Annotated in this window: 15 protein-coding genes and 2 tRNA genes; 7 read left to right on the top strand and 10 right to left on the bottom strand. The window is 74.5% G+C overall.

Translation table 11 applies throughout. The features are described 5' to 3' along the window. The first annotated feature begins 7 nt into the window (after positions 1 to 7). The 3 genes from ACF1AL_RS33220 to ACF1AL_RS33210 all read left to right on the top strand — a co-directional run bounded on the left by ACF1AL_RS33220 (position 8) and on the right by ACF1AL_RS33210 (position 4,028). On the top strand, positions 8 to 2,572 hold the full coding sequence (locus ACF1AL_RS33220; protein WP_391702364.1) for an MFS transporter: 2,565 nt from the start codon (positions 8 to 10) through the stop codon (positions 2,570 to 2,572). A 112-nt stretch (positions 2,573 to 2,684) separates the two neighbouring features. Further along, positions 2,685 to 3,506, top strand: a complete 822-nt coding sequence (locus ACF1AL_RS33215; protein ID WP_366835091.1) for a YceI family protein — start codon at positions 2,685 to 2,687, stop codon at positions 3,504 to 3,506. Positions 3,507 to 3,554: 48 nt separating this feature from the next. Next, positions 3,555 to 4,028 carry a PPOX class F420-dependent oxidoreductase gene (locus ACF1AL_RS33210; RefSeq protein ID WP_391658696.1) on the top strand — a complete coding sequence of 158 codons (474 nt, stop codon included), beginning with the start codon at positions 3,555 to 3,557 and terminating at the stop codon, positions 4,026 to 4,028. Between the two features lie 3 nt (positions 4,029 to 4,031). On the opposite strand, the gene ACF1AL_RS33205 is transcribed toward ACF1AL_RS33210, so the two are convergent. From ACF1AL_RS33205 to ACF1AL_RS33170, 8 genes are all read right to left on the bottom strand, one after another. Beyond that, positions 4,032 to 4,799: a TetR/AcrR family transcriptional regulator gene (locus ACF1AL_RS33205; protein WP_366835093.1), complete on the bottom strand. Its 768-nt coding sequence runs from the start codon at positions 4,797 to 4,799 to the stop codon at positions 4,032 to 4,034. 36 nt (positions 4,800 to 4,835) lie between these two features. Continuing rightward, the gene (locus tag ACF1AL_RS33200) at positions 4,836 to 5,138 is read right to left on the bottom strand and encodes a hypothetical protein (protein WP_391828466.1); all 303 of its coding nucleotides are present in this window, start codon (positions 5,136 to 5,138) and stop codon (positions 4,836 to 4,838) included. A 41-nt stretch (positions 5,139 to 5,179) separates the two neighbouring features. Beyond that, positions 5,180 to 7,408, bottom strand: a complete 2,229-nt coding sequence (locus ACF1AL_RS33195; protein ID WP_391828464.1) for an ArnT family glycosyltransferase — start codon at positions 7,406 to 7,408, stop codon at positions 5,180 to 5,182. Next, complete coding sequence (locus ACF1AL_RS33190) at positions 7,405 to 8,751, bottom strand: glycosyltransferase (protein WP_391828462.1); 1,347 nt, start codon at positions 8,749 to 8,751, stop codon at positions 7,405 to 7,407. Before ACF1AL_RS33190 ends, ACF1AL_RS33195 begins: the two co-directional genes overlap by 4 nt. A gap of 14 nt (positions 8,752 to 8,765) precedes the next feature. After that, on the bottom strand, positions 8,766 to 10,364 hold the full coding sequence (locus tag ACF1AL_RS33185; RefSeq protein WP_391828460.1) for a sensor histidine kinase: 1,599 nt from the start codon (positions 10,362 to 10,364) through the stop codon (positions 8,766 to 8,768). After that, a complete protein-coding gene (locus tag ACF1AL_RS33180) occupies positions 10,361 to 11,101 on the bottom strand; it encodes a response regulator transcription factor (protein WP_384201141.1) in 741 nt (246 codons plus the stop codon). Before ACF1AL_RS33180 ends, ACF1AL_RS33185 begins: the two co-directional genes overlap by 4 nt. Before the next feature lie 234 nt (positions 11,102 to 11,335). Beyond that, positions 11,336 to 11,689: an antibiotic biosynthesis monooxygenase family protein gene (locus ACF1AL_RS33175; protein ID WP_391828458.1), complete on the bottom strand. Its 354-nt coding sequence runs from the start codon at positions 11,687 to 11,689 to the stop codon at positions 11,336 to 11,338. 86 nt (positions 11,690 to 11,775) lie between these two features. After that, complete coding sequence (locus tag ACF1AL_RS33170) at positions 11,776 to 12,654, bottom strand: DUF2797 domain-containing protein (RefSeq protein ID WP_391828456.1); 879 nt, start codon at positions 12,652 to 12,654, stop codon at positions 11,776 to 11,778. Between the two features lie 203 nt (positions 12,655 to 12,857). Here ACF1AL_RS33170 and ACF1AL_RS33165 point away from each other — a divergent pair, with 203 nt between their 5' ends. Beyond that, entirely contained in the window at positions 12,858 to 13,625 is a 768-nt protein-coding gene (locus tag ACF1AL_RS33165) for a GAF and ANTAR domain-containing protein (protein WP_391702346.1), read from the top strand. Between the two features lie 36 nt (positions 13,626 to 13,661). Continuing rightward, positions 13,662 to 14,399: a GAF and ANTAR domain-containing protein gene (locus ACF1AL_RS33160; protein WP_391702343.1), complete on the top strand. Its 738-nt coding sequence runs from the start codon at positions 13,662 to 13,664 to the stop codon at positions 14,397 to 14,399. A gap of 113 nt (positions 14,400 to 14,512) precedes the next feature. Here ACF1AL_RS33160 and ACF1AL_RS33155 read toward each other — a convergent pair. After that, positions 14,513 to 14,585, bottom strand: a tRNA-Arg gene (locus ACF1AL_RS33155). 258 nt (positions 14,586 to 14,843) lie between these two features. Beyond that, positions 14,844 to 14,934 (bottom strand) — tRNA-Ser (locus ACF1AL_RS33150). A gap of 171 nt (positions 14,935 to 15,105) precedes the next feature. Between ACF1AL_RS33150 and ACF1AL_RS33145 the strand changes: the two genes are divergently transcribed. Both ACF1AL_RS33145 and ACF1AL_RS33140 read left to right on the top strand, forming a co-directional pair. Continuing rightward, positions 15,106 to 15,603, top strand: a complete 498-nt coding sequence (locus tag ACF1AL_RS33145; RefSeq protein ID WP_366835104.1) for an SSI family serine proteinase inhibitor — start codon at positions 15,106 to 15,108, stop codon at positions 15,601 to 15,603. 165 nt (positions 15,604 to 15,768) lie between these two features. Further along, positions 15,769 to 20,862: a PAS domain-containing protein gene (locus ACF1AL_RS33140; protein WP_391828453.1), complete on the top strand. Its 5,094-nt coding sequence runs from the start codon at positions 15,769 to 15,771 to the stop codon at positions 20,860 to 20,862. Positions 20,863 to 20,916 lie beyond the last annotated feature (54 nt).

Here is a 20,916-nt window from a genome sequence, read left to right as displayed (position 1 = left end):
GAAGCCCATGGCAACGACCACACCAGCCGGTGTGCGGGCTCACGCCAAGCACGGGGGAGGCGCCCCCGGCGGCCATGCTCCGATGACGCACCGGCAGATCATGGAGGCGCTCTCCGGGCTGCTGCTCGGCATGTTCGCCGCCATCCTGTCCTCGACCATCGTCTCCAACGCGCTGCCCGAGATCATCACCGACCTCGGCGGCGGTCAGAGCGCGTACACCTGGGTCGTGACCGCCTCGCTGCTGGCGATGACGGCCACCACTCCCCTGTGGGGCAAGCTCGCCGACCTGGTCAGCAAGAAGGCCCTGGTCCAGATAGCGCTCGTGGTCTACATCGCGGGTTCGGTCGTCGCCGGTCTGGCGCAGAACCCCGGCATGCTGATCACCGCGCGTGCCGTGCAGGGCATCGGCGCCGGCGGTCTGTCCGCCCTGGCGCAGATCATCATGGCCGCGATGATCTCCCCGCGTGAGCGCGGCCGCTACTCGGGCTACCTGGGCGCGACCTTCGCCGTCGCCACCGTCGGCGGTCCGCTCATCGGCGGTGTCATCACCGACACCGACTGGCTGGGCTGGCGCTGGTGCCTGTACGTCGGTGTGCCGTTCGCGCTGATCGCCCTGGTGGTGCTGCAGAAGACGCTGCACCTGCCGGAGACCAAGCGCAAGGTCAAGGTCGACTGGGCCGGCGCCTTCTTCATCACCGCCGCCGTCTGCCTGCTGCTGATCTGGGTCACCTTCGCCGACGACAAGTACGACTGGCTGTCCTGGCAGACCGGTGTCATGGTCGGTGGCGCGGTGGTGCTGACGCTGCTGTTCGTCTTCACCGAGACCAAGGCCAGCGAGCCGATCATCCCGCTGCGCCTGTTCAAGAACCGCACGATCACGCTGGCCTCGATCGCCTCGCTGTTCGTCGGTATCGCGATGTTCGCGGGCACCGTCTTCTTCAGCCAGTACTTCCAGCTGGCCCGGGACAAGTCCCCGACGATGTCCGGCGTCATGACCATCCCGATGATCGGCGGCCTGTTCGTGTCGTCCACGGTCTCCGGCCAGGTCATCACCCGCACCGGCAAGTGGAAGGCCTGGCTGGTCTCCGGCGGTGTGCTGCTGACCGCGGGCCTGGGCCTGCTGGGCACCATGCGCTACGACACCCCGTACTGGCACCTGGCGATCTTCATGGCGCTGATGGGTCTCGGCGTCGGCATGATGATGCAGAACCTCGTGCTGTCCACGCAGAACCAGGTGGCCCCGCGCGACCTCGGCTCCGCGTCCTCCACGGTCACCTTCTTCCGCTCCCTCGGCGGTGCGGTCGGCGTCTCCGTGCTGGGCTCGGTGATGACCACCCGGATCAGCCACTACGCCAAGGACACCATCGGGCAGCTCAGCCCGAAGGAGCAGATGGCCGCGGCCAAGGCCGCCGGCGGCAGCACGCTGCCCGACATGGACGCGCTGCCCGGCCCGATCCGCAACTGGCTGGAAGGCGCCTACGGGCACGGCATCGGCGACATCTTCCTGTACGTCGCGCCGATCGCGTTCCTCGCCTTCCTCGTGACCCTGTTCATCAAGGAGGTCCCGCTGCGCACCAGTGGTGCCCTGGCGCAGGCCGCCGAGGCGAACGCCGAGGCCGCGGCCCCCGCCGCCGCCCCCGTCGTCGCCGAGGGTGCCGCCACCCCGGCCGAGCCGGCCCAGGACAAGGCCCCCAGCTGGGCGAAGGCCGCCTCGGACACCGAGGCCGCGTCCGGCGCGGACGCCGCGGCGGACGGTACGCGGCAGCTCGCCGCCGTGGCCACCATCGAGCGGGACGAGCCGGCCGCCTCCGGCGGCATCCCGGTCCGCGGCTTCGTCCGCGGCGCGGAGAGCGCGCCCGTCCCGCAGGCCGCCGTCACGCTGATCTCGCTGGCCGGCCGGCAGCTCGGCCGCTCGGTGGCGCAGGCCGACGGCTCCTACGCGGTCCACGCGCCGGGTGCCGGGTCCTACGTCCTGATCGCCTCCGCGGACGGTTTCCAGCCGCAGGCGTCCACGATCGTCGTCGGCGACGAGCCGGTCGCGTACGACATCCTGCTGTCCGGCACCAGCGGTCTGACCGGTGTGGTGCGGGCCGCCGAGTCGGCGCTGCCGGTCAAGGACGCGATGGTCGTCGTCACCGATGTGCGCGGTGACCTGCTGGCCAGTGCCGCCACCGGTGAGCAGGGCGAGTTCTCCTTCGCGGAGCTGGTCCCCGGCACCGTCACCATCGCGGTCAACGCCGCCGGCTACCGGCCGCGCGCGCTGCCCGTCGAGGTCGGCGGCACCGGCGTGACCCGCATCGAGGTCGACCTGGAGACCGGCGCCCAGGTCCAGGGCGTCGTGAAGGCCCCGCACGGCCCGCTGGCCGACGCCCGGGTGACCCTGGTCGACGCTGCCGGCAACGTCGTCGGCACCGCGACCACCGGGACGGACGGGGCGTACGCCTTCACCGACCTGGACAGCGGCGAGTACACCGTCATCGCGACGGGCTACCCGCCGGTGGCGACCGCGCTGACCGTCAACGGCACCGGCGTGGACGACCACGACATCGAGCTCGCCCACCCCGGCGAGTAATCCGGCCCCGGCCCGCGGCGGGCGAGCGCGCTCTGAGACCCAGATGCCGCGCCCCGCCGCGGGCCGGACCCTTACGACCGATTTGCACAGCTTCGCAGGGAGAAGAAACGGGATGGGACTGACCGCGAGGATCCGCACCCGGGACGGATGGGCCGTGTCGCACGCGGTCGTCACGGTGACCGACATGACCGGCACGCAGGTGCTGCGCGCCGAGGCCGACACGGAGGGCGCCGTCCGCGACGAGACCGCGCTGGCCCCCGGGGCGTACACCGTCATCGTCACCGCCGTCGGCTACGCGCCGGCCGCCTCCAGCGCGATCGTCACCGCGAGCGGGCGCGCCGAGGTCGGCACGGTGACGCTGGCCCGGCAGGGCGGCACGGAACTGCCGCCGCCCGGGCCGTGGACGATCGACCCGGTCCACTCCTCCGTGGGCGCGATCGCCCAGCACCTGGGCATCTCCAGCGTGCGCGGCCGGTTCACGGACTTCTCCGGCGCCATCGAGATCGCCCCGGACGACGTCACCAAGTCCCGGGTCGAGGCGGTCATCCAGGCCGCGTCCATCGACACCGGCAACAAGATGCGCGACGACCACCTGCGCTCGCCGGACTTCCTGGACGTCGCCGCGTACCCCGAGATCACCTACCGGTCCACGGGCCTCACCGCCGCCGGGCCGGACCGGTGGACCGTCCACGGCGAGCTGGGCATGCACGGCGTGCTGCGGCCCGTCGACCTCGACCTCGCCTACCTGGGCTCGGGCGCCGACCCGTGGGGCGGCACGCGGGCCGCGTTCCGCGCCACGACGGAACTGCACCGCGAGGACTTCGCGATGAACTACAACCAGGTCCTCCAGGCCGGCATCGCCGCGATCGGCACGACCCTGAAGGTCGAGCTGGACATCCAGGCGGTCCAGGGCGACACGCTGCCGCAGGCGTAGGCACGCCAGGGTCAGGCAGACGGGGTGCCCGCGGCCTAGGCTGCGGGCATGGCACCGAATATCGCGACCAACACCCGTGTGTCCCTCGACGAGCTGCTGGACTTCGTACGGCCCCGCCACCGCGCTCTGCTGCTGACCCGGCGCGGTGACGGAAGCCCTCAGGCGTCCCCCCTGACCTGCGGGGTGGACGACTCCGGGCGGATCGTGGTCTCCACGTACCCGGAGCGCGCCAAGACCCGCAACGCCAAGCGCGATCCGCGGGTCGGCGTGATCGTGCTGAGCGACGACTGGAACGGGCCCTGGGTGCAGATCGACGGCACCGCCGAGGTGATCGACGCACCCGAGTCCGTGGAGCCGCTCGTGGAGTACTACCGCAACATCGCCGGCGAGCACCCCGACTGGGACGAGTACCGGCAGGCCATGCTCAAGCAGGGCAAGTCCATCATCCGGATCACGCCGGAGCGGTGGGGTCCGATCGCCACGGGCGGCTTCCCGGCACGGCTGGCCGAGCAGGACGGCTGAGACTCAGCCGCGCTGCACCATGGCCTCGATGCCCGCGATGAGCAGGTCGAGGGCGTAGGCGAAGTCCCGCTCCATCATCTCCTCGACCGTGTCGCCGCCGCGGGCTTCCATGATCTCCTTGGACTCCTGGAGGACCTCGGCGAAGGCGGCGGACTCGCTCACCTCGGCGACCGACTGCCGGAAGTACTCGTCGCGGGACATCCCGAGGGCCGCGCTGCGCGTGTTGAAGTGGCCCTCCAGGGTGCCGTAGCCGTACACGAACTGGAAGACCGCCGCGATCACGCTGGTGAGCCGGTGGACCGGCAGGCCCGTGCGGCGCACGACCTGCTGGACCACGCGGGAGAACGCCAGGTTGTTCGGACCGATGTTGAGGTAGCGGCCGATCAGCGGCGAGATCCAGGGGTGCCGCACCAGCACCGCACGGTACTGCGCGGCCAGTTCCCGCAGTTGCTCACGCCAGTCGACGCCGGCGTCCGCCGGATCGGGCAGCTCCATCTCGCCGTACGCCGCGTCGAGGGCGAGTTCGAGCAGGTCGTCCTTGGTGTCGACGTACCAGTAGACGGACATCGCCGTCACGTTCAGCTCGGCGGCCAGCCGGCGCATGGAGAACTTCGCCAGCCCCTCGGCGTCCAGCAGCCGCACACTGACCTCGGTGATCCGCTCCCGGTCGAGCCCGGAAGGCTGCCCGCCGCCCCGCCCGCGGCGCGCCTTGCCGTCCAGCCAGACGCTGGTCCGGGCGGCTGTCCTGGCCTCCTGGCCTGCCTTCGCCATGGCGCACCTTCCTCGCTTCCGTCACCGATCAAGATGCTAGGCGGCGACCGCGTCCGATTCCGTCCTCGCATCTTCCCGCTGTGCGCGGTGCAGCAACACCGCGGCCAGAACGCCGCCGAGCACGACCGCGCTCGCGCCGACGAGTTGGCTGGTCCGCAACCCCGAGGAGAAGGCGTCCAGCACGTTCCGGCGTTCGCCCTCGCCGTGCGCCACGGCCGGCGCGGCCGGCAGTGAGGAGGCGGCCACCGGGATCAGGGCCGCGAACCGCGCGTTCAGTACGGCGCCCAGCACGGCGACGCCGAGGCCGTGGTGACCTTGGGACGAGGACTTGTTGTACACCGTAGAGGAGCCCCCCTATACGGTGTACAACACGTTTTCCGTCAGCCGCTCGCCTTCTGCGTGAGGTCGTAGAAGGTGGCCGAGCCGACCGTCACCTTCTTGAAGGTGCTCTCCACCCAGGAGGTGATCTGGGACGACGTGCCGCTGCCGCCCATGCCCCCGCCGCCCATACCGCCGCCGGCGATGAAGTAGTGGATCTTCCCCTCCTCTACGTACTGCTTGAACTGGGCGAGCGTCGGCGACGGGTCGGTTCCGTTGAAGCCGCCGATCGCCATCACCGGGTCGCCGGTGGCGAGCTGGTAGCCGGCCGCGTTCTGGGAGCCGATGGACGCGGCGACCCAGGTGTACCGGGAGGCGTCCGTCTCCAGCAGCTTCTTGGCCGCCGCGGAGACGGTCGCGCCGTTCAGCAGGCCACCGGGCCCGCCTCCCGTTCCGCCCTCGCCGCCCGTACGGCCACCGGGGAAGCCGTTGCCGTTCTGCCCGCCGGGGATCTGGCCCTGGCCCTGCCGGCCCTGCTGCCCCTGACCGCCGCCGGGCATCGCGCCGCCGGGGAAGCCGTTGCCCTGCCCCGGCTGACCCTGGCCCTGCTGGCCCTGCTGCCCCTGCCCCTGTCCGCCGGGCATCGCGCCGCCCGGGAAGCCGCCGCGCATGCCGCCGCCCGGGAAGCCACCGCGGCCGCCCATCATGCTCGCGCCCGCCGGGCCCGCCGTCGGGATGGAGCCGGTGTGCGCGGAGTTCACCGTGCTCAGCGTGTACGCCGTCGGACCGGCCAGCGCGGCCAGCACGCTGACGGCCGCCGCGGCCCTGGCGAGCCGGCGGGTGATCCGGCCCGCGAAGATCAGGCCGAGCGCGCCGGTCAGACCGCCGACCAGGACGAGCCACTTCAGCCAGGGCAGGTAGGCGGGGGTGCGGTTGAGGAGCACGTACCCCCACACCGCCGCCGCCACGGCCGCCGCCGCGAGCGCGAGCGACGCCCAGGTCTGCCGGCGCCGCTCCCACAGCAGCCCGGCGCCCATGCCGGTCACGGCCGCGAGGTAGGGGGCGAGCGCCACCGTGTAGTACTGGTGGAAGATGCCCGCCATGTAGCTGAAGACGACCGCCGTCGTCACCAGGGACCCGCCCCACACCAGCAGCGCGCCCCGCATCACGGACGTGCGACGGGCCCCGCGCGTCGCCCACAGCGCGGCGAGCAGCAGGATCAGCGCCGCCGGCAGCAGCCAGGAGATCTGGCCGCCGACCTCGGAGTTGAACATCCGGTCCCAGCCGGTGGCGCCCCACATGCCGCCGCCGTTGCCGCCGCCCGGGCCGCCGCCCCCGCCGACGCTGCCGGTCTCGTCGCCGTTGAGGCGGCCGAGCCCGTTGTAGCCGAAGGTCAGCTCCAGGAAGCTGTTGTTCTGCGAGCCGCCGATGTAGGGGCGCGAGGACGCCGGCCACAGCTCGACGATCGCCACCCACCAGCCGCCGGCGACGACCAACGCGACGGTCGCGAGCACGAGTTGACCGAGCCGCCGACGCAGCCGCACCGGGCCGCACACCGCGTACACGAGCGCCAGCGGCGGCAGGATCAGGAAGGCCTGCAACGTCTTGGCGAGGAACGCGAAACCGATCGCGACGCCCGCCCACACCAGCCACCTGGTCCGGCCGTCCTCCAGCGCGCGCACCACCAGGTAGCAGGCGGTCGCCATGAGCAGGGCCAGCATCGCGTCGGGGTTGTTGAAGCGGAACATCAGCGCCGCGACCGGGGTGAGCGCGAGCACCGCGCCCGCGATCAGGCCGGCCACCGGGCCGGAGCGACGCCGTACCGCCGCGTACACGACGGCGACCGTCGCCACGCCCATCAGCACCTCGGGGACGAGGATCGCCCAGGAGTTCAGGCCGAAGAGCCGCACCGACAGCTCCATCGGCCACAGGGAGGCCGGGGGCTTGTCGACGGTGATGGCGTCGGCCGCGTCCAGGGAGCCGAAGAAGAAGGCCTTCCAGCTCTTGCTGCCGGCCTGGACGGCCGCCGAGTAGAAGGAGTTGGCCCACCCGGAGGCGCTCAGGTCGTAGAGGTACAGCAGGCCGGTCGCCAGCAGCAGACCGAGGAACGCGGGGCGCGCCCAGCGCGGGTCGGCGGGCCGGGGACCGTCGTCGTCGGCCGCGGGGGGCGTGGCGCCGGGCTCGCCGTGCGCGGCGGAGGCCGCGGGGGCCGAGGAGGGGGGAGCGGAGGTGGGGGGAGCGGTCGGGGGCGGGCCCCAGGTGGCCACGTCGTCAGAGCTGTGGGTGGTCATCGGTGGTCCCTCGGGTCGGTGTCGTACGGACGCACGGGCTGCAGCTGCGACGTGGCGTCCGGCCGGGTGGTGTCCGCGGTGTCACCGGCGCGGACGGGCGTGGTCTCCCGCTCCGGGAACACCCAGGCGCGGAAGAGCAGGAACCGCAGCACGGTCGCCGCGAGGTTGGCGGCGATCAGCACGGCGAGTTCCGTGGAGTGCGCGGGCCGCGCGGTGGCTGCCCCGAGCGCGGCGAGCGAGCCGCTGGTCAGGGCCAGGCCGATGCCGAACACGACGAGTCCCTGCGCCTGGTGCCGTACGGCCCCGCCGCGCCCGCGCACCCCGAAGGTGAGGCGGCGGTTGGCGGCCGTGTTGGCGACCGCGGAGACCAGCAGGGCGCACGCGTTGGCGAGCTGCGAGCCGGTGACCGTGCGGAAGCCGCTGTAGAGCAGCAGGTAGAACAGCGTGGACAGGCCGCCGACCACGCAGAACCCGACGAGCTGGCGGGCCAGCCCCTTCGGTACGTCCTCGATCTCCCGGTCGCGCGGGTCGTCGCCGAAGGGCCGGGCGAGCCGGTCCAGCGGGAGTGAGCCGGTGGCGAGCGCCCTGCCCACCCGCCACACGCCCTTGAGGTCGTCGGTCGCGGTCCGGACGATGTGCACGGTCGAGTCGGGGTCGTCGACCCAGTCGACCGGCACCTCGTGGATGCGCAGCCCCGCGCGCTCGGCGAGCACCAGCATCTCGGTGTCGAAGAACCAGCCGGTGTCCTCCACCAGCGGCAGCAGCACCCGGGCCACGTCGTTGCGGATCGCCTTGAAGCCGCACTGGGCGTCGGAGAAGCGGGCCTGGAGGGATCCGCGCAGGATGAGGTTGTAGGCGCGGCTGATGAACTCCCGCTTGGGGCCGCGCACGACGCGTGAGGCGCGGCTGAGCCGGGAGCCGATCGCCAGGTCGGAGTGGCCGGAGATCAGCGGCGCCACCAGCGGCAGCAGCGCGTTCAGGTCGGTGGACAGGTCGACGTCCATGTAGGCGAGGACGGGGGCGTCCGAGGCGGACCAGACGGCCCGCAGGGCGCGCCCGCGGCCCTTGAGCTCCAGCCGGTGGACCCGCACCTGCTCGATGCGCTGCTCCAGCCGCGCCGCCACCAGGGGGGTGGCGTCGGTGGACGCGTTGTCCGCGATGGTGATGCGGAAGGCGTACGGGAAGGTCCGGGTGAGGTGCTCGTGCAGTCGCTCGACGCACGGGCGGAGGTCCTTCTCCTCGTTGTAGACGGGGATCACTACGTCCAGGACAGGCGTTCCGGCGGACACGGCCGGGAGGTGCTCCCGCGCCGGCAGGGTGCCGGGAGAAGAGTCGGTTCGCATGCGAACGACTGTTGTCAGGCGCCCTGTTGCACCCGTGTGGTGGCGCTGTGCCGTACCTGTGAGTCCGGTCCCGGCTGCGGGAGCGCGGGGGCGAGCGCGGGCAGGTGCACGGTGAACACGGTCCGGCCGGGGGCGCTGTCGACGGTCACGGCGCCGCCGTGCGCGCTCGCGACGGCCTGCACGATGGCGAGGCCGAGCCCGGTGGAGCCGGTGGCGCGGGAGCGGGCGGAGTCGCCGCGGGCGAACCGTTCGAAGACGTGCGGCAGCAGGTCCGGGGGGACGCCCGGCCCGTCGTCCTCGATGTCGACGCACAGCCAGGGCCCGCCGGTGCGCACGCGCGCGGTGACGGTCGTACCGGGCGGGGTGTGGGTGCGGGCGTTGGCCAGCAGGTTGACCAGGACCTGCTGGAGCCGGGCGGGGTCGGCGAGGACGAGGGCGGGTTCGTCGGGCAGCTGCAGCCGCCACACGTGCGCGGGTCCGGCGGCGCGCGCGTCGCTGACGGTGTCGACGACGAGCGGCACGAGGTCGGTGTGCTCGAAGCTCAGCGGCCGGCCGGCGTCGAGGCGGGCCAGCAGCAGCAGGTCCTCCACGAGCAGGGTCATCCGCCCGGCCTCGGACTCGATACGCCCGAGGGCGTGCCGGGTGTCGGGGCCGACCTGCTCGCGGCCGCGCCGGGTCAGTTCGGCGTAGCCGCGGATGGAGGCGAGCGGGGTGCGCAGCTCGTGGCTGGCGTCGGCGACGAACTGCCGCACCCGTGTCTCGCTGCGCTGGCGGGCGTGCAGGGCGCCGTGCACGTGGTCGAGCATGCGGTTGAGGGCGGCGCCGACCTGGCCGACCTCGGTGTGCGGGTCGCACTCGGACTCCGGGACCCGCTCGGAGAGGTTCACCTCGCCGGAGTGCAGGGGCAGTTCGGAGACCCGGGTGGCGGTCGCGGCGACCCTGCGCAGCGGGCGGGTGGCGACCCCGACGAGCACGGACCCGGCGATCCCGGCGGCGACGAGACCGGCGGCGGTGACGCTCACCTCGACCAGGACCAGGGTGTCGACGGTTCCGGTGACGTCGGCGGTGGGCAGGGCCACGTAGTACGCCTCGGTGCGGTCGAAGCTCTGGATGTACTGCGCCCGGTAGTCGCCGAGGCCGGGCAGGTCGACGGAGTGGGCGCGGCCGTCCTGGGGGACGGCGGCGAGCGCGGCCTTCTGCGCGGTGTTCAGCGCGACGGCGTTCATGTCCTTGAAGGCGCCGTTGCTGTCGTTCGTCCGCTCCCCCACGGCGGCGCTGGTGACGGTGGCGCCGGTGACGGAGGCGGCGACGGTCCCCGACTGGATCGGCCCCTGGGTGACGAGCTTGGCGATCCGCTCACTCGCCGGGACGAGCGTCTGCGGCGGGTCGTCCGGCCGGTCGGGCAAATGGCCGCCCGCCGCCCGCATGGCGATGTCCCTGACCTTGCCGTCGAGCTGGTCGACGAGGTGCTGGCGCAGGGCGAGGGTGGTGACCGTGCCGATCACCGTGCACACCACCGCGATCAGCGTCAGCGACGCGACGACGAGCCGCGTCCGCAGCGTGCGCGGCTGTCGCCCCCGCCGTCGCGTCCGCGGCCGTCGTCGTCCGCTCATGACGCCGCGGGCTTGATCAGGTAGCCGGCGCCGCGGCGGGTGTGGATCATCGGCTCGCGTCCGGCGTCGATCTTCCGGCGCAGGTAGGAGATGTACAGCTCGACGACGTTGGCCTGCCCGCCGAAGTCGTAGGACCACACCCGGTCGAGGATCTGCGCCTTGCTGAGCACGCGCCGCGGGTTGCGCATCAGGAAGCGCAGCAGCTCGAACTCGGTGGCGGTGAGGTGGATGTTGTCCCCGCCGCGGGACACCTCGTGACTGTCCTCGTCCAGCATGAGGTCGCCGACGACGAGCACCGAGTCCGAGCGCCGGTCGGCGGCGCCGGAGCGGCGGATGAGTCCGCGCAGCCGGGCGACGACCTCCTCCAGGCTGAACGGCTTGGTGACGTAGTCGTCGCCGCCCGCGGTGAGCCCGGCGATCCGGTCCTCGACGGCGTCCTTCGCGGTGAGGAAGAGGACGGGCACGTCCGGCAGCTCGCGACGCAGCCGCCCGAGGACGGACAGCCCGTCCATGTCGGGCAGCATCATGTCGAGCACGACGGCGTCGGGCCGGAAGTCCCGCGCGGTGCGCAGGGCGCCCTGCCCGTCCCCCGCGGTGCGGATCTGCCAGCCCTCGTAGCGCAGCGCCATCGACAGCAGCTCGGTGATCGACAGCTCGTCGTCCACCACAAGCACCCGGACGGGGCTCCCGTCCGGCCTCAGCAGTTCGGTGCGCCCCTGGGGCGAGGTCGTGGTCATGGTGACACCTTGTCCGCGACCTCTGAGAGGAGGCTTTCGCCTGTCTGTGATTTCCCTGAGAAACACACAGGGGGCTCTCAGGGAACCGGTGGGGCTCCCTGGCTGAGGTGGCGCTCCCGGGCTGCGGTGGCGCTCCCAGGATCAGGCGCGGCTCCCGGGCTCAGGCAGGGCTCCCAGGCTCAGGGGGGCTCTCAGGCTCAGGTGGGGCTCTCAGGCTCAGGTGGGGCTCCCGGCTCAGGTGGTGCCGGTCCGGCGGAAGCTGTGGCTCTGCTCGACGCGGGCGATGTGCACGGAGTACCGGTCGTACCACTGCCGGCGCCCGCGTTCCTTCGCGGCGCGGTGCTCGGCGTGACGGCGCCACTGCTCGATCCCGGCGAGGTCGCGGAAGTAGGCGACGGTGACGGCCGGCCCGCCGGGGGTGCGGGCGGAGTCCTCGCCGAGGTAGCCGGGTATCTCCTGGACCAACTCACCCAGGCGGGTGGCGGTTTCGGCGTATCCGGACTCGTCGGGGGTGCGCAGGGACGTGAAGACGGCGACGTAGTAGGGGGGTTCGTGGGCGGGGACAGGGGTGATCGGCTGATCGCTCATGGCGTCCACGGTGACCGGTGCCCCGGCCGGTGGGCCAGGGCCCTTGCCGAAAGGGATCCGTGCGGGATCCAAGTCTTTACCCGGGGTCAGAACAGCTCGTCCTGTGCGTGGGCGGCGGGCCGGGCGAGGAGCCGTACGGGGAACGCGGGCCGGTCGCCGGCGGCGGGCACCAGATCCCAGCCGGTCATCAGCCGGGTGTCGAGCACGACGACGGTGCCGTCGCCCGTGAGCAGGTGCAGGTCCGGCCCGGCCACGGCGACGAGGCGCCCGCCGACGGCGCCCCCGGCGGCCAGCTCGGTGATCTCCCCGGCGGCGGCGGGAGCGGTGTCCAGCCCGAAGAGGCGGACGTGGTCGACGGGCCGCAGCGGCTCGGGTGTGAGCGACTCGGGCCACCCGGGCAGGGCGAGGGCCCGGGCGTGCAGGGCGGCGATCTCGGCGGCCCGCTCCTCCTCGCTCGCGGGCAGCGCGGCCCGCACGGCACGCTTCTCGGCGTACGGGATGCGGTCGGGCACTCCGAACGCCGCCCGCAGCGTCTCCTCGGCCCGCCGCGCCGCCATCAGCGGCCCGGTACCGAGCGGGGTGAAGCACACCGCGCCCTGCTCCAGCAGCCGGGCGGAGCCCCGCTCGACGGCGGTGATCCCCACCTTGACCAGGCCGGGCCCGAACCAGGCCAGGTAGACCCGGTAGGGCCGGGGGTCGTCGGCCAGGGTGTCCGCGGCCACGGAGTGCGCCCGGTCCAGTCGCGCGCACTCACCGCACCGCGCGCCGGTAGTGCGCGCGGGCACCGGCCGCCGCGCCGGGCAGGGGTTCCCGCGCGCCCCCACGCACGTCCGCGCGCCCCCCTCCTCCACCCCGAAGGCCACCGTCCTGCCCGGGGTCAGCGCGCTGCGCCGGCCCCCGTCCCAGATCAGCGCCGGGCCGTCGGCCGCCCACCGCATCCCCGCGCATCGCCACTGCTGTGCCATCCCTGCCGAGGGTAGGGGCAGCCACTGACAGGACCGCCCCAGCCGAAGGCCGAAAGGTTTCCCCTGCTCGGGCGGAGGGGACCCGCCTCTGGCAGACCGTCGTCCGAGACACGGCGTCCCGGTCGCTTCCGCCGCAGGGACGCGGGCTGTGAGGCAAGATCGGTGCAACCAGGTGGTGAGCACGCCCGCGGGAGGTGACGGCGGTGGCGGTGACCGGTGACGCCTTCGGGGGCGACGACTACGAAGGGGAGACCGACGCCAAGCGCGCCCGTATCGCCCGCGAGCTCATCACCGGCGTGCGCGGTCTGCCGCCCGCGGAGGTGCCGGAAGCGCTGTGCCAGGCCTGCGTGGGGCTGCTGCCCTGGGCCTCCGGCCTGTCGGTGTCCGTCTTCGGCCAGGACCCGGACACGGGGGTCGTGCTGTTCGCCAGCGACACCGTGGCGACCCGGATCGCGGAGATCCAGTACACCCTCGGCGAAGGCCCCTGCGCGGAAGCTGTCCGGCTGCGCGCCCCGGTGTTCGCGCCGGACCTCACCCGCGATCCCGACACCCGGCGCTGGCCGCTGTTCTGCGACCAGGCGGCCAAGGCGGGCGCCCAGGCCGTCTTCTCGGTGCCGCTAACGGTCGCGAGCACCCCGCTCGGCACGCTCGATCTGTACCGGCGGGAGGCGGGATCGCCGAGCGACGGCCAGGTGGGGACGGCGCTGCTGGTCGCCGACGCGGTCACCTTGGCCGTGATCGCGCTGGACCACGCTTCTTCTGGGGCCAATGGCGTCGTAACGTGGCTACAGGGGGCGGAAGCGGACCGTGAGGAGGTTCACCAGGCGACCGGGATGATCATGGTGCAGCTCGGCGTCGGGGTGGAGGAAGCCGTGCTTTTGCTGCGGGCCCGGGCCTTCGCACAGGGCCGCACCACGACCGAGATCGCACGGGCGGTCATCGCCCGCACCCTCGACATCCGCCATGACTGAGCACAGCCCACAACCGAGCCCGCCCGGGAGGCGAGCATGAACCGCGAGCGAGAGCTGGCGCAGGCTTTCGTCGACCTGGCGGACACGTATGCGGCCGAGTTCGATCCCCTGCGTCTGTTCGACCGCCTGGTCCACACGTGCCAGGCGCTGCTGGACGTGGGTGCGGCGGCGGTCATGATGGCGGACGCCCGGGGCACCCTGACGACGATGGCAGCGACCGAGGAGGAGGCCGCGTTCATCGAGCTCCTCCAGATGCAGACGGGCCGCGGCCCGTGCATGGAGTGCTTCCGCACCGGCACGTCGCGGGACATCCCCGACATCACCACGGAGACGGACCGCTGGCCCGAACTCGTGGACGCGATGATCGAGAGCGGCTACTGGTCGCTGCACACCGTTCCGGTACGGCTGCACGAGCGGCCGCTCGGCGCGCTGACCCTGCTCAAGCACCACGTCGGCGCGCTCCCCGAGGACGACGCGCTCCTCGCGCAGGCGCTGGCCGACTCCGCCGCGCTGTCCCTGATGCACTGGTCGACCGAGCCGACCCGCGCCGACGACGTCATCACGCGCGTGCAGAGCGCCCTCGTCGCCAAGGCCACCCTGGAGATCGCCAAGGGCATGCTCGCCGCCTACGCCGACATCTCCATCGCCGAGGCCGGCCGCCGTCTGAGCGACCACGCGGCCCACCACCGCGTCAGCCTCGCCGAGACGGCCCACGCCCTGGTGAAGCGGACGATGCAGCCGTCGGACATCACCCGCACCCCGGCAGGGGGCTGACCCCGGCGCCCCGCCGACCAGAGCCACCGGGCCCACCGGCCACCGGGCGTCGGCCGTCGGCCGTCGGCGGAAACGCCAGAGGCCCCGGATTTCTCCGGGGCCTCTGTTCTGTGTGCACTCGGCAGGATTCGAACCTGCAACCTTCTGATCCGTAGTCAGATGCTCTATCCGTTAAGCTACGAGTGCTTGTTCATTTGTTTCGCCCCCGCTTTCGTTCCTTTCGGCCCGCTCGCGGCGACAGGAAGAACATTACATGACTGCCGCCGACATGTGAAATCCGATTCCCGCACCCACTCTGACCTGCGGAAACGCGATGGTGCGCGATCGAGAGGGGGACGCGCGGCCCCCGCGCCCGCCGCGCCGCGGAACCACGAAACCGCCGAAGGCAAGGCCCGGGAACGACGAAGCCCCGGTCCTCGGGACCGGGGCTTCGGTGATCTGACGCGGAGGCGGAGGGATTTGAACCCTCGATGGGTGGTAAGACCCAAACCGCATTAGCAGTGCGGCGCCATAGACCGGACTAGGCGACGCCTCCAGCACAGCCGCCCGCGCGAGCGCGAGTGGTGCGTGCAGATGATGACACAGTCGAGCGTCGTGCCACCAATCGGCTCCCACGGTACTAGGCAGACAGGTCCCAGGGCAAAGCCCTTTCGGTGCGGCGCAACGTCCCGTCGCGGACCGCGTTAGGCAGGTCATGAGACACGTCATGCCCCAGGGCACGCCCCGCGCGCTGCGCCGCGTCCTCGTCCTCGCCGCCGTCTCCCTGGCCGCCGGCTCGCTGTCCGCTGCGCCCTCCGTGGCGTACGGGCACAGCGGCGCGGCCGCGGGCGGCCCGCTCGTGCCGCCGCCGGTCCGCGACGAGGACCGCGCCCCGAGCGGGGACCACCTCCTCGTCACCGTGCACGGCGCCGGGCCCGGCCGGGACGGGACCTACGAGGTGCGGTGCCACCCGGACGGCGGCAGCCACCCGGACGCGGCCGGCGCCTGCCGGGCCCTGGACCGCAACACCCGCTGGGGCCAGGAGACCTTCGCACCGGTCCCGCAGGACAGCATGTGCACCATGCAGTACGGCGGCCCGGCCACCGCCCATGTGACCGGCACCTGGGCCGGGCGTCCCGTCGACGCCCGCTTCGACCGCAGCGACGGCTGCGAGATCGGCCGCTGGGACCGTTTCGTGCCGCTGCTGCCCGACGTACGGGACTGACCTGCGCCCCGGCGGGCGTCCGCGCGGGGGCGCCCGGGCAACCGGATCGTCCGGCATCGCTACCGCAACGGCTGCCCGTAGACTCCCCCGCGTGACACGCCGCGGGCCGGTTGGCAAGATGGCCCGAGCGGTCGGCAAGGTGCGGTAACAGGGAGGAAGCGTCTCGTGAGCAGCAGGCCATCCCGAGGCGCTGCTCGCCTCGCAGCCATACTGGACGCGCTGCCCGACGCGTTGGTGCTGGTCAACGCCAACGGCACCGTCGTCAACGCCAACACCATCGCGCTCGAGGCCTTCGAGACGCCCGGCACCGCCCTCGTCGGGCGCGGGCTGCTCGACCTGCTGCCCGACTTCGACTCCAAGCTGATCCCGGGCTCCATGCGGCGGCCCGACCACATCGACCCGCGGGCCCGCACCAAGCCGACCCGGATGATCGCCCGGCGCACCGACGGCACCGAGTTCCCGGTCGAGGTCACCAGTGCGAACCTGGAGAACGGCCAGCAGGCGTACGACGGTTACGGCTACACCGGCGACGAACTGCTGATGCTCGTCGTCCGCGACCTGTCCGGGACCATCGACACCGAGGCGGAACTCGCGCGGTCGCAGCGGCAGACCGAGATGATCCTGCGGGCCGCCGCCGAGGGCGTCGTCGGCACCGACACCGACGGGCGGATCGTGCTCGTCAACCCGGCCGCCGCGCAGATCCTCGGCTACCGCGCCAGCGACCTCGGCGGCAAGGAGCTGCACGGCCTCGTCCTGCACTCGCGCGCCGACGGCACCCCCTTCCCGTACGACGAGTCGCCGCTCGCCGACACCCTGCGCTCCGGGCGCAAGCACCGGGTGCGCGGCCAGGTGCTGTGGTCCAAGGGCGGGGAGAAGGTCTCGGTCGACCTGACGACCGCGCCGGTGCGCGACGGCGACCAGCTCGTCGGCGCCGTCATGACGTTCACCGACCGGCGGCCCTACGAGGCGCTGGCCGAGGAGAAGGCGGCGCTGGAGAAGGCGCACGCCGAGGAGCTGGAGAAGCTCTCCGAGGAGCACGCCTCCGACCTGACCGCGCTGCGCCAGAGCCATGTCACGGAGCTGGAGGAGCTGCGCGAGAAGCACGCCGAGGAACTCGCCGCCGGCGAGGAGCGCTACGCCGCCCTCGGCGAACGCGAGAAGGACCGCTACGAGGCGCTGGCCGCCCGGCACGAGCAGCTGGTGACCCTGCTGGGCACCTCGCTGCGCGGGCCGCTGGAGGAACTGCGCCGTGAACTGGCCGCGCTCGCCGCGGACGACGCCGGGCAGTTGTGGCCCGAGGCCAACCAGGTCCTGCACCACCTGTCCGCCGGGTACTCGCGGATCACCACCCTCATCGACAACGTCCTCGGCTACCAGCGGCTCGACGCCGACGGCCGGCAGATCGCCCGCACCAAGGTGATGCTCGACGCCGTCGTCGCCGCCGGGGTCGACGGCGCCGTGGAGCTGATCGGGCCCGGCCGGGTGCAGTTCGCGGTCCACGCGCCGCCCATCGAGGCCGAGGTGGACGCACGGCTGCTGGCGACCGCGCTCGCGCATCTCGTCGCGGACGTCGCCGGCGTGGACGCCACCGGCAACGCGCCCGTGTCGACGGGCGGTTACCTGGACAACACCGTCGTCGTCGCGGCGGCGCAGCGCGGCGAGGTCGCGCGGATCGAGGTGCGCGGGCCGTACGCCGGGGGAGACCCGGTGCACGAGCCGATCGTGCGCGGGATCGTCCGCGCCCACGGCGGGGTGCTGCAGACGCACGAGGTGCCCGGCATGAGCGGCAGCGCCTACGTCCTCGAAGTCCCCCTCGGGGGCGGGGCGGGAGCCGTCACGGACACCCCGCAGGCCGCCGGGGCGGACGCCGCGGAAGGGGGCGCGTTCGAGGCGCCGGCCGACGGCGGGACCGCGGGCGGGCAGACCTCCGGCGGCGGCCGGCGGCGGGCCCGGCGCTCGTCGACCGACGCGTTCCTGGAGGCCGACGGACCCGAGGAGCCGTCCGGCTCCGGCGAGGCCTCCGGCGGTACGGGGCGGCGGCGCCGGCGTGCGGCCGCGCCCCAGGAGGAGGCGCCCGCCGAGCGGGCGGCCCTGGAGCCGGCCGGCGGTGGCACGGGCCGGCGGCGCCGCGCCGCGGCCCCGCAGCACGACACGGGCGCCCCGGCCGAGGGTGCCGTGGTGACGGCCGCCGAGCACGCCGCGGGCACCGCGGCCGCCGGGAGCGGTCTGGGCGGGACCGTACCGCCGCAGGGGGTGCCCGCCGGCGGGACCGTTCCGCCGCAGGGCATGCCCGAGCCGTCCGGCCGGCGGGCCCGGCGCGCCGTCGACGGCGGACAGAACGCGCTGCCGCCGGCGCTGCCCGCGGCCGGGACGGAAGCCGCGGAGGCGCAGCCGACGGGGCGCCGGCGCCGCGCCCTCGCCGCCGCGCAGGAACGCGCCGCCGCACAGGAGGCCGGGCCGCGTACCGTCTTCGCCCTTCCCCCCGCCGACGCCGACCGCCCGGCCGACGGCGGCCCCGACGCGCCGGACCAGGGGGCCGCGCAGGCCATGCCGGTGCCGGTGCCCGCGCCGGGCGTGCCCGCGGACGCCCTCATCGGTCACGAGCGGCACGACACCGCGCCGCACGACCCTTCCGGCGACCACACCCCGCCGCAGCCGCATCCCACCAACCCGCCGTCCGGGCGGCGCCGCCGCGCGGTGGCCCTGCCGCCGGAAGGTGCGGCGGGGACCGCCGAGGACGGGGCGGTGGCGGGTCCCGCTGCGGGACCGGACGGGGCTTCCGGGGCTGCCGGGGGTGCTTCACCCGGCGGCGCCGTGCCGGTTCCGGGCGCCGGACCGGGGGTGCCGGGTGCCGCTGGTGCCGCTGCGGCTCCTGGGGTTGCGGTGCCTGGTGCGCCGGTGCCCGCGCCTGGTGGGGCTCCCGTCGCCGGTGACGCTTCCGGCGCCGGGTCCGGTCCGGCCGGTGCGGGCGCTGCGGCGACCCCGGCGGGTCCTCCGTTCGCGGTGAACCCCACGGACCCCGCCGCCGTGCCTGCAGCGAACCCGGCGAACCCGGCGCTCCCCGGCCCGTTGGCCCCACAGTCCCCGGCCGTACCCGTCGTCCCGCCGCAGGGCACCGCGGGCGTGCCGGGCGTTCCGGACGCGGCCGGGCAGCCGCTGCCGGGTCAGGCGCCGGTGCAGGCCCCGCAGGCCCCGCAGACCCCGCAGGGTCAGCCGGCCGCCGGACCCGCCGCGCCCGGTGCGCAGCCCGTCCCGGGCGGGCCGGTCCCGGCCCCGTCGATGCCGAGCGGTCCCGCAGCCGCGCCCGGCGTCCCCGTTCCGCCGCAGGCCGGCGGCGCGCAGGGCGCGCCCGTCGCGCCGCACGCCGCCGTTCCGCAGCCCGGGACCGCGCAGCCGGACGTCGCGCAGGCGACCCCGCACGCGGCTGGTCCGCTGCCCGCGCAAGGCACCGGAGAGGCGGCGCCCCAGCCGGTTCCCGCACAGGGCGTGCCCCAGCCGGTTCCCGCACAGGGCGTGCCGCACCCGATGGCCGTGCCGGGCGCCGCGCAGGGGCTGCCGCACCCGGCGGGCGCGCCGGGCGCCGCCCAGCCGCTCCCCGCCGAGGCCGCCCCCGGCCAGGTCACCCCGCCGCAGGGCACCCCCGCCCCGCAGCAGTGGCCCGCCGGCGACGCCACGCCGGGCGCCGGAACCGCCGTACCCCCGCACGCGACCGGACCGAACCCGGCCGCGCCCCACGCGACGGGACCGCTGCCCCCGGCCGGGGCCGCACCGGTACCGCCGAACGCGGGCGCCCCCGTGCCGCCCGCGGCCCCCGCCGCCGTACCGCCGAACGCGACCGGTCCGCAGGCGACGGGACCGCTGCCCCCCGCCGGGGCGGCCCCGGCCGCGCCCGTCCCTCCGGCCGGCCCCACCGCCGTACCCCCCACCGGCACGGGCGCCGACGCGGCCGCCTCCGTGCCGGCGCCGGGGACGCCCGCGCCGCCGGCCGGCACCGCCGCGGCGGCCGCGCGGGCCGCGCAGCCGTTGCCCGCCGAGGCCGGCGGGCCGGTGGACCCGAACTCCACGCAGGGCCGGGCGATCAGCGTGCGCACGCTGGGGCAGGGCGTGCCGTTCACCCGCCAGGCCGCCCACGCGCAGTCCCCCGCACCCGCCCCCGCGCAGCAGCAGACACCGCGGCCCGCGTCGGCCACCCCGCCGCCGCACGCGCCCGGCGGCAGCGGGCGGCGCCGGAAACTGGGCACGCCGCCAGACCCCGCCACGCGCGCCGCCGACCAGACGGGCCGCCCGCACCCCACGGCCGAGCAGCCCGCGCCCGCCGGCCCTGGAGCGCCCCGGCCGGCGCAGCCGGCGCAGTCCTCGCCGCCGTCGCTCGCCGGGCAGTCCCGGCTGGTCCCGCCGGGCACCGAGGGCGCCGGGCGGTCGTACGCCATAGGGGCGCCGGACGAGAACGCCGCCGAGGGCCCGGAGCCGCTGGACGGTCCGGGCGGCGCGGTGGAGGTCGCCGACGCGCCCCCGCCGCGGCCGATGGACGACGAGCTGCCGCCGGAGCCGCTGGACAACCCGCGCCGGCTGCTGGTGTGGCCGGCCCCGGACGTGAGCACCCAGCAGGCGCTGAGCGACCGCGGCTACCGCCCGGTGATCGTGCACTCGCGGGAGGAGGTCGACGCGCAGATCGCGGCGTTCCCGGCCGCGCTGTTCGTGGACCCGCTGACCGGGCCGATCACCCGGACCGCGCTGCAGCAGCTGCGGCAGGCCGCCGTGGCCGCCGAGGTGCCGGTGATGGTGACGGCGGGCCTCGGGCAGGCCTCGCGCGAGGCGGCGTACGGCGCCGACCCGGCGGTCCTGCTGAAGGCGCTGGCGCCGCGGGACAGCGAGCAGCACCCGCCGCGGGTGATGCTCATCGAGGAGCACGCGGAGATCGCGCTGGCCCTGACGGCGACGCTGGAGCGGCGCGGGATGCAGGTCGCGCGGGCGGCGAGCGACGCGGACGCGGTGACGCTGGCGGGGCAGTTCCGGCCGAACCTGGTGGTGATGGACCTGATGCAGGTGCACCGCCGCAGGGCCGGGATCGTGGACTGGCTGCGGGCGAACGGGCAGCTCAACCGCACCCCGCTGGTCGTCTACACGGCCGCCGTGGACCCGGCCGACCTGCCGCGGCTGGCCTCGGGCGAGACGGTGCTGTTCCTGGCGGAACGCTCCACCAGCACGGAGGTCCAGAGCCGCATCGTCGACCTGCTGGCCCGCATCGGCACCAACTGACGCCGCCGGCGTCCCGCGGGCGCGGGGCTCGTGCCGACACGTCCCGCGGGCGCG

The sequence above is a fragment of the Streptomyces sp. NPDC014801 genome (assembly GCF_043082085.1).
Classification (GTDB): domain Bacteria; phylum Actinomycetota; class Actinomycetes; order Streptomycetales; family Streptomycetaceae; genus Streptomyces.
Note: the sequence above shows the minus strand (reverse complement) of the source record. Positions and strands in the feature narration are given on the sequence as shown.

Bases quoted from the DNA above. Each gene is read 5' to 3' on its own strand.
- ACF1AL_RS33190 (WP_391828462.1), bottom strand. From the start codon at position 8,751: ATGCGAACCGACTCTTCTCCCGGCACCCTGCCGGCGCGGGAGCACCTC.
- ACF1AL_RS33215 (WP_366835091.1), top strand. From the start codon at position 2,685: ATGGGACTGACCGCGAGGATCCGCACCCGGGACGGATGGGCCGTGTCG.
- ACF1AL_RS33210 (WP_391658696.1), top strand. From the start codon at position 3,555: ATGGCACCGAATATCGCGACCAACACCCGTGTGTCCCTCGACGAGCTG.
- ACF1AL_RS33195 (WP_391828464.1), bottom strand. From the start codon at position 7,408: ATGACCACCCACAGCTCTGACGACGTGGCCACCTGGGGCCCGCCCCCG.
- ACF1AL_RS33160 (WP_391702343.1), top strand. From the start codon at position 13,662: ATGAACCGCGAGCGAGAGCTGGCGCAGGCTTTCGTCGACCTGGCGGAC.
- ACF1AL_RS33175 (WP_391828458.1), bottom strand. From the start codon at position 11,689: ATGAGCGATCAGCCGATCACCCCTGTCCCCGCCCACGAACCCCCCTAC.
- ACF1AL_RS33205 (WP_366835093.1), bottom strand. From the start codon at position 4,799: ATGGCGAAGGCAGGCCAGGAGGCCAGGACAGCCGCCCGGACCAGCGTC.
- ACF1AL_RS33180 (WP_384201141.1), bottom strand. From the start codon at position 11,101: ATGACCACGACCTCGCCCCAGGGGCGCACCGAACTGCTGAGGCCGGAC.
- ACF1AL_RS33220 (WP_391702364.1), top strand. From the start codon at position 8: ATGGCAACGACCACACCAGCCGGTGTGCGGGCTCACGCCAAGCACGGG.
- ACF1AL_RS33145 (WP_366835104.1), top strand. From the start codon at position 15,106: ATGCCCCAGGGCACGCCCCGCGCGCTGCGCCGCGTCCTCGTCCTCGCC.
- ACF1AL_RS33185 (WP_391828460.1), bottom strand. From the start codon at position 10,364: ATGAGCGGACGACGACGGCCGCGGACGCGACGGCGGGGGCGACAGCCG.
- ACF1AL_RS33170 (WP_391828456.1), bottom strand. From the start codon at position 12,654: ATGGCACAGCAGTGGCGATGCGCGGGGATGCGGTGGGCGGCCGACGGC.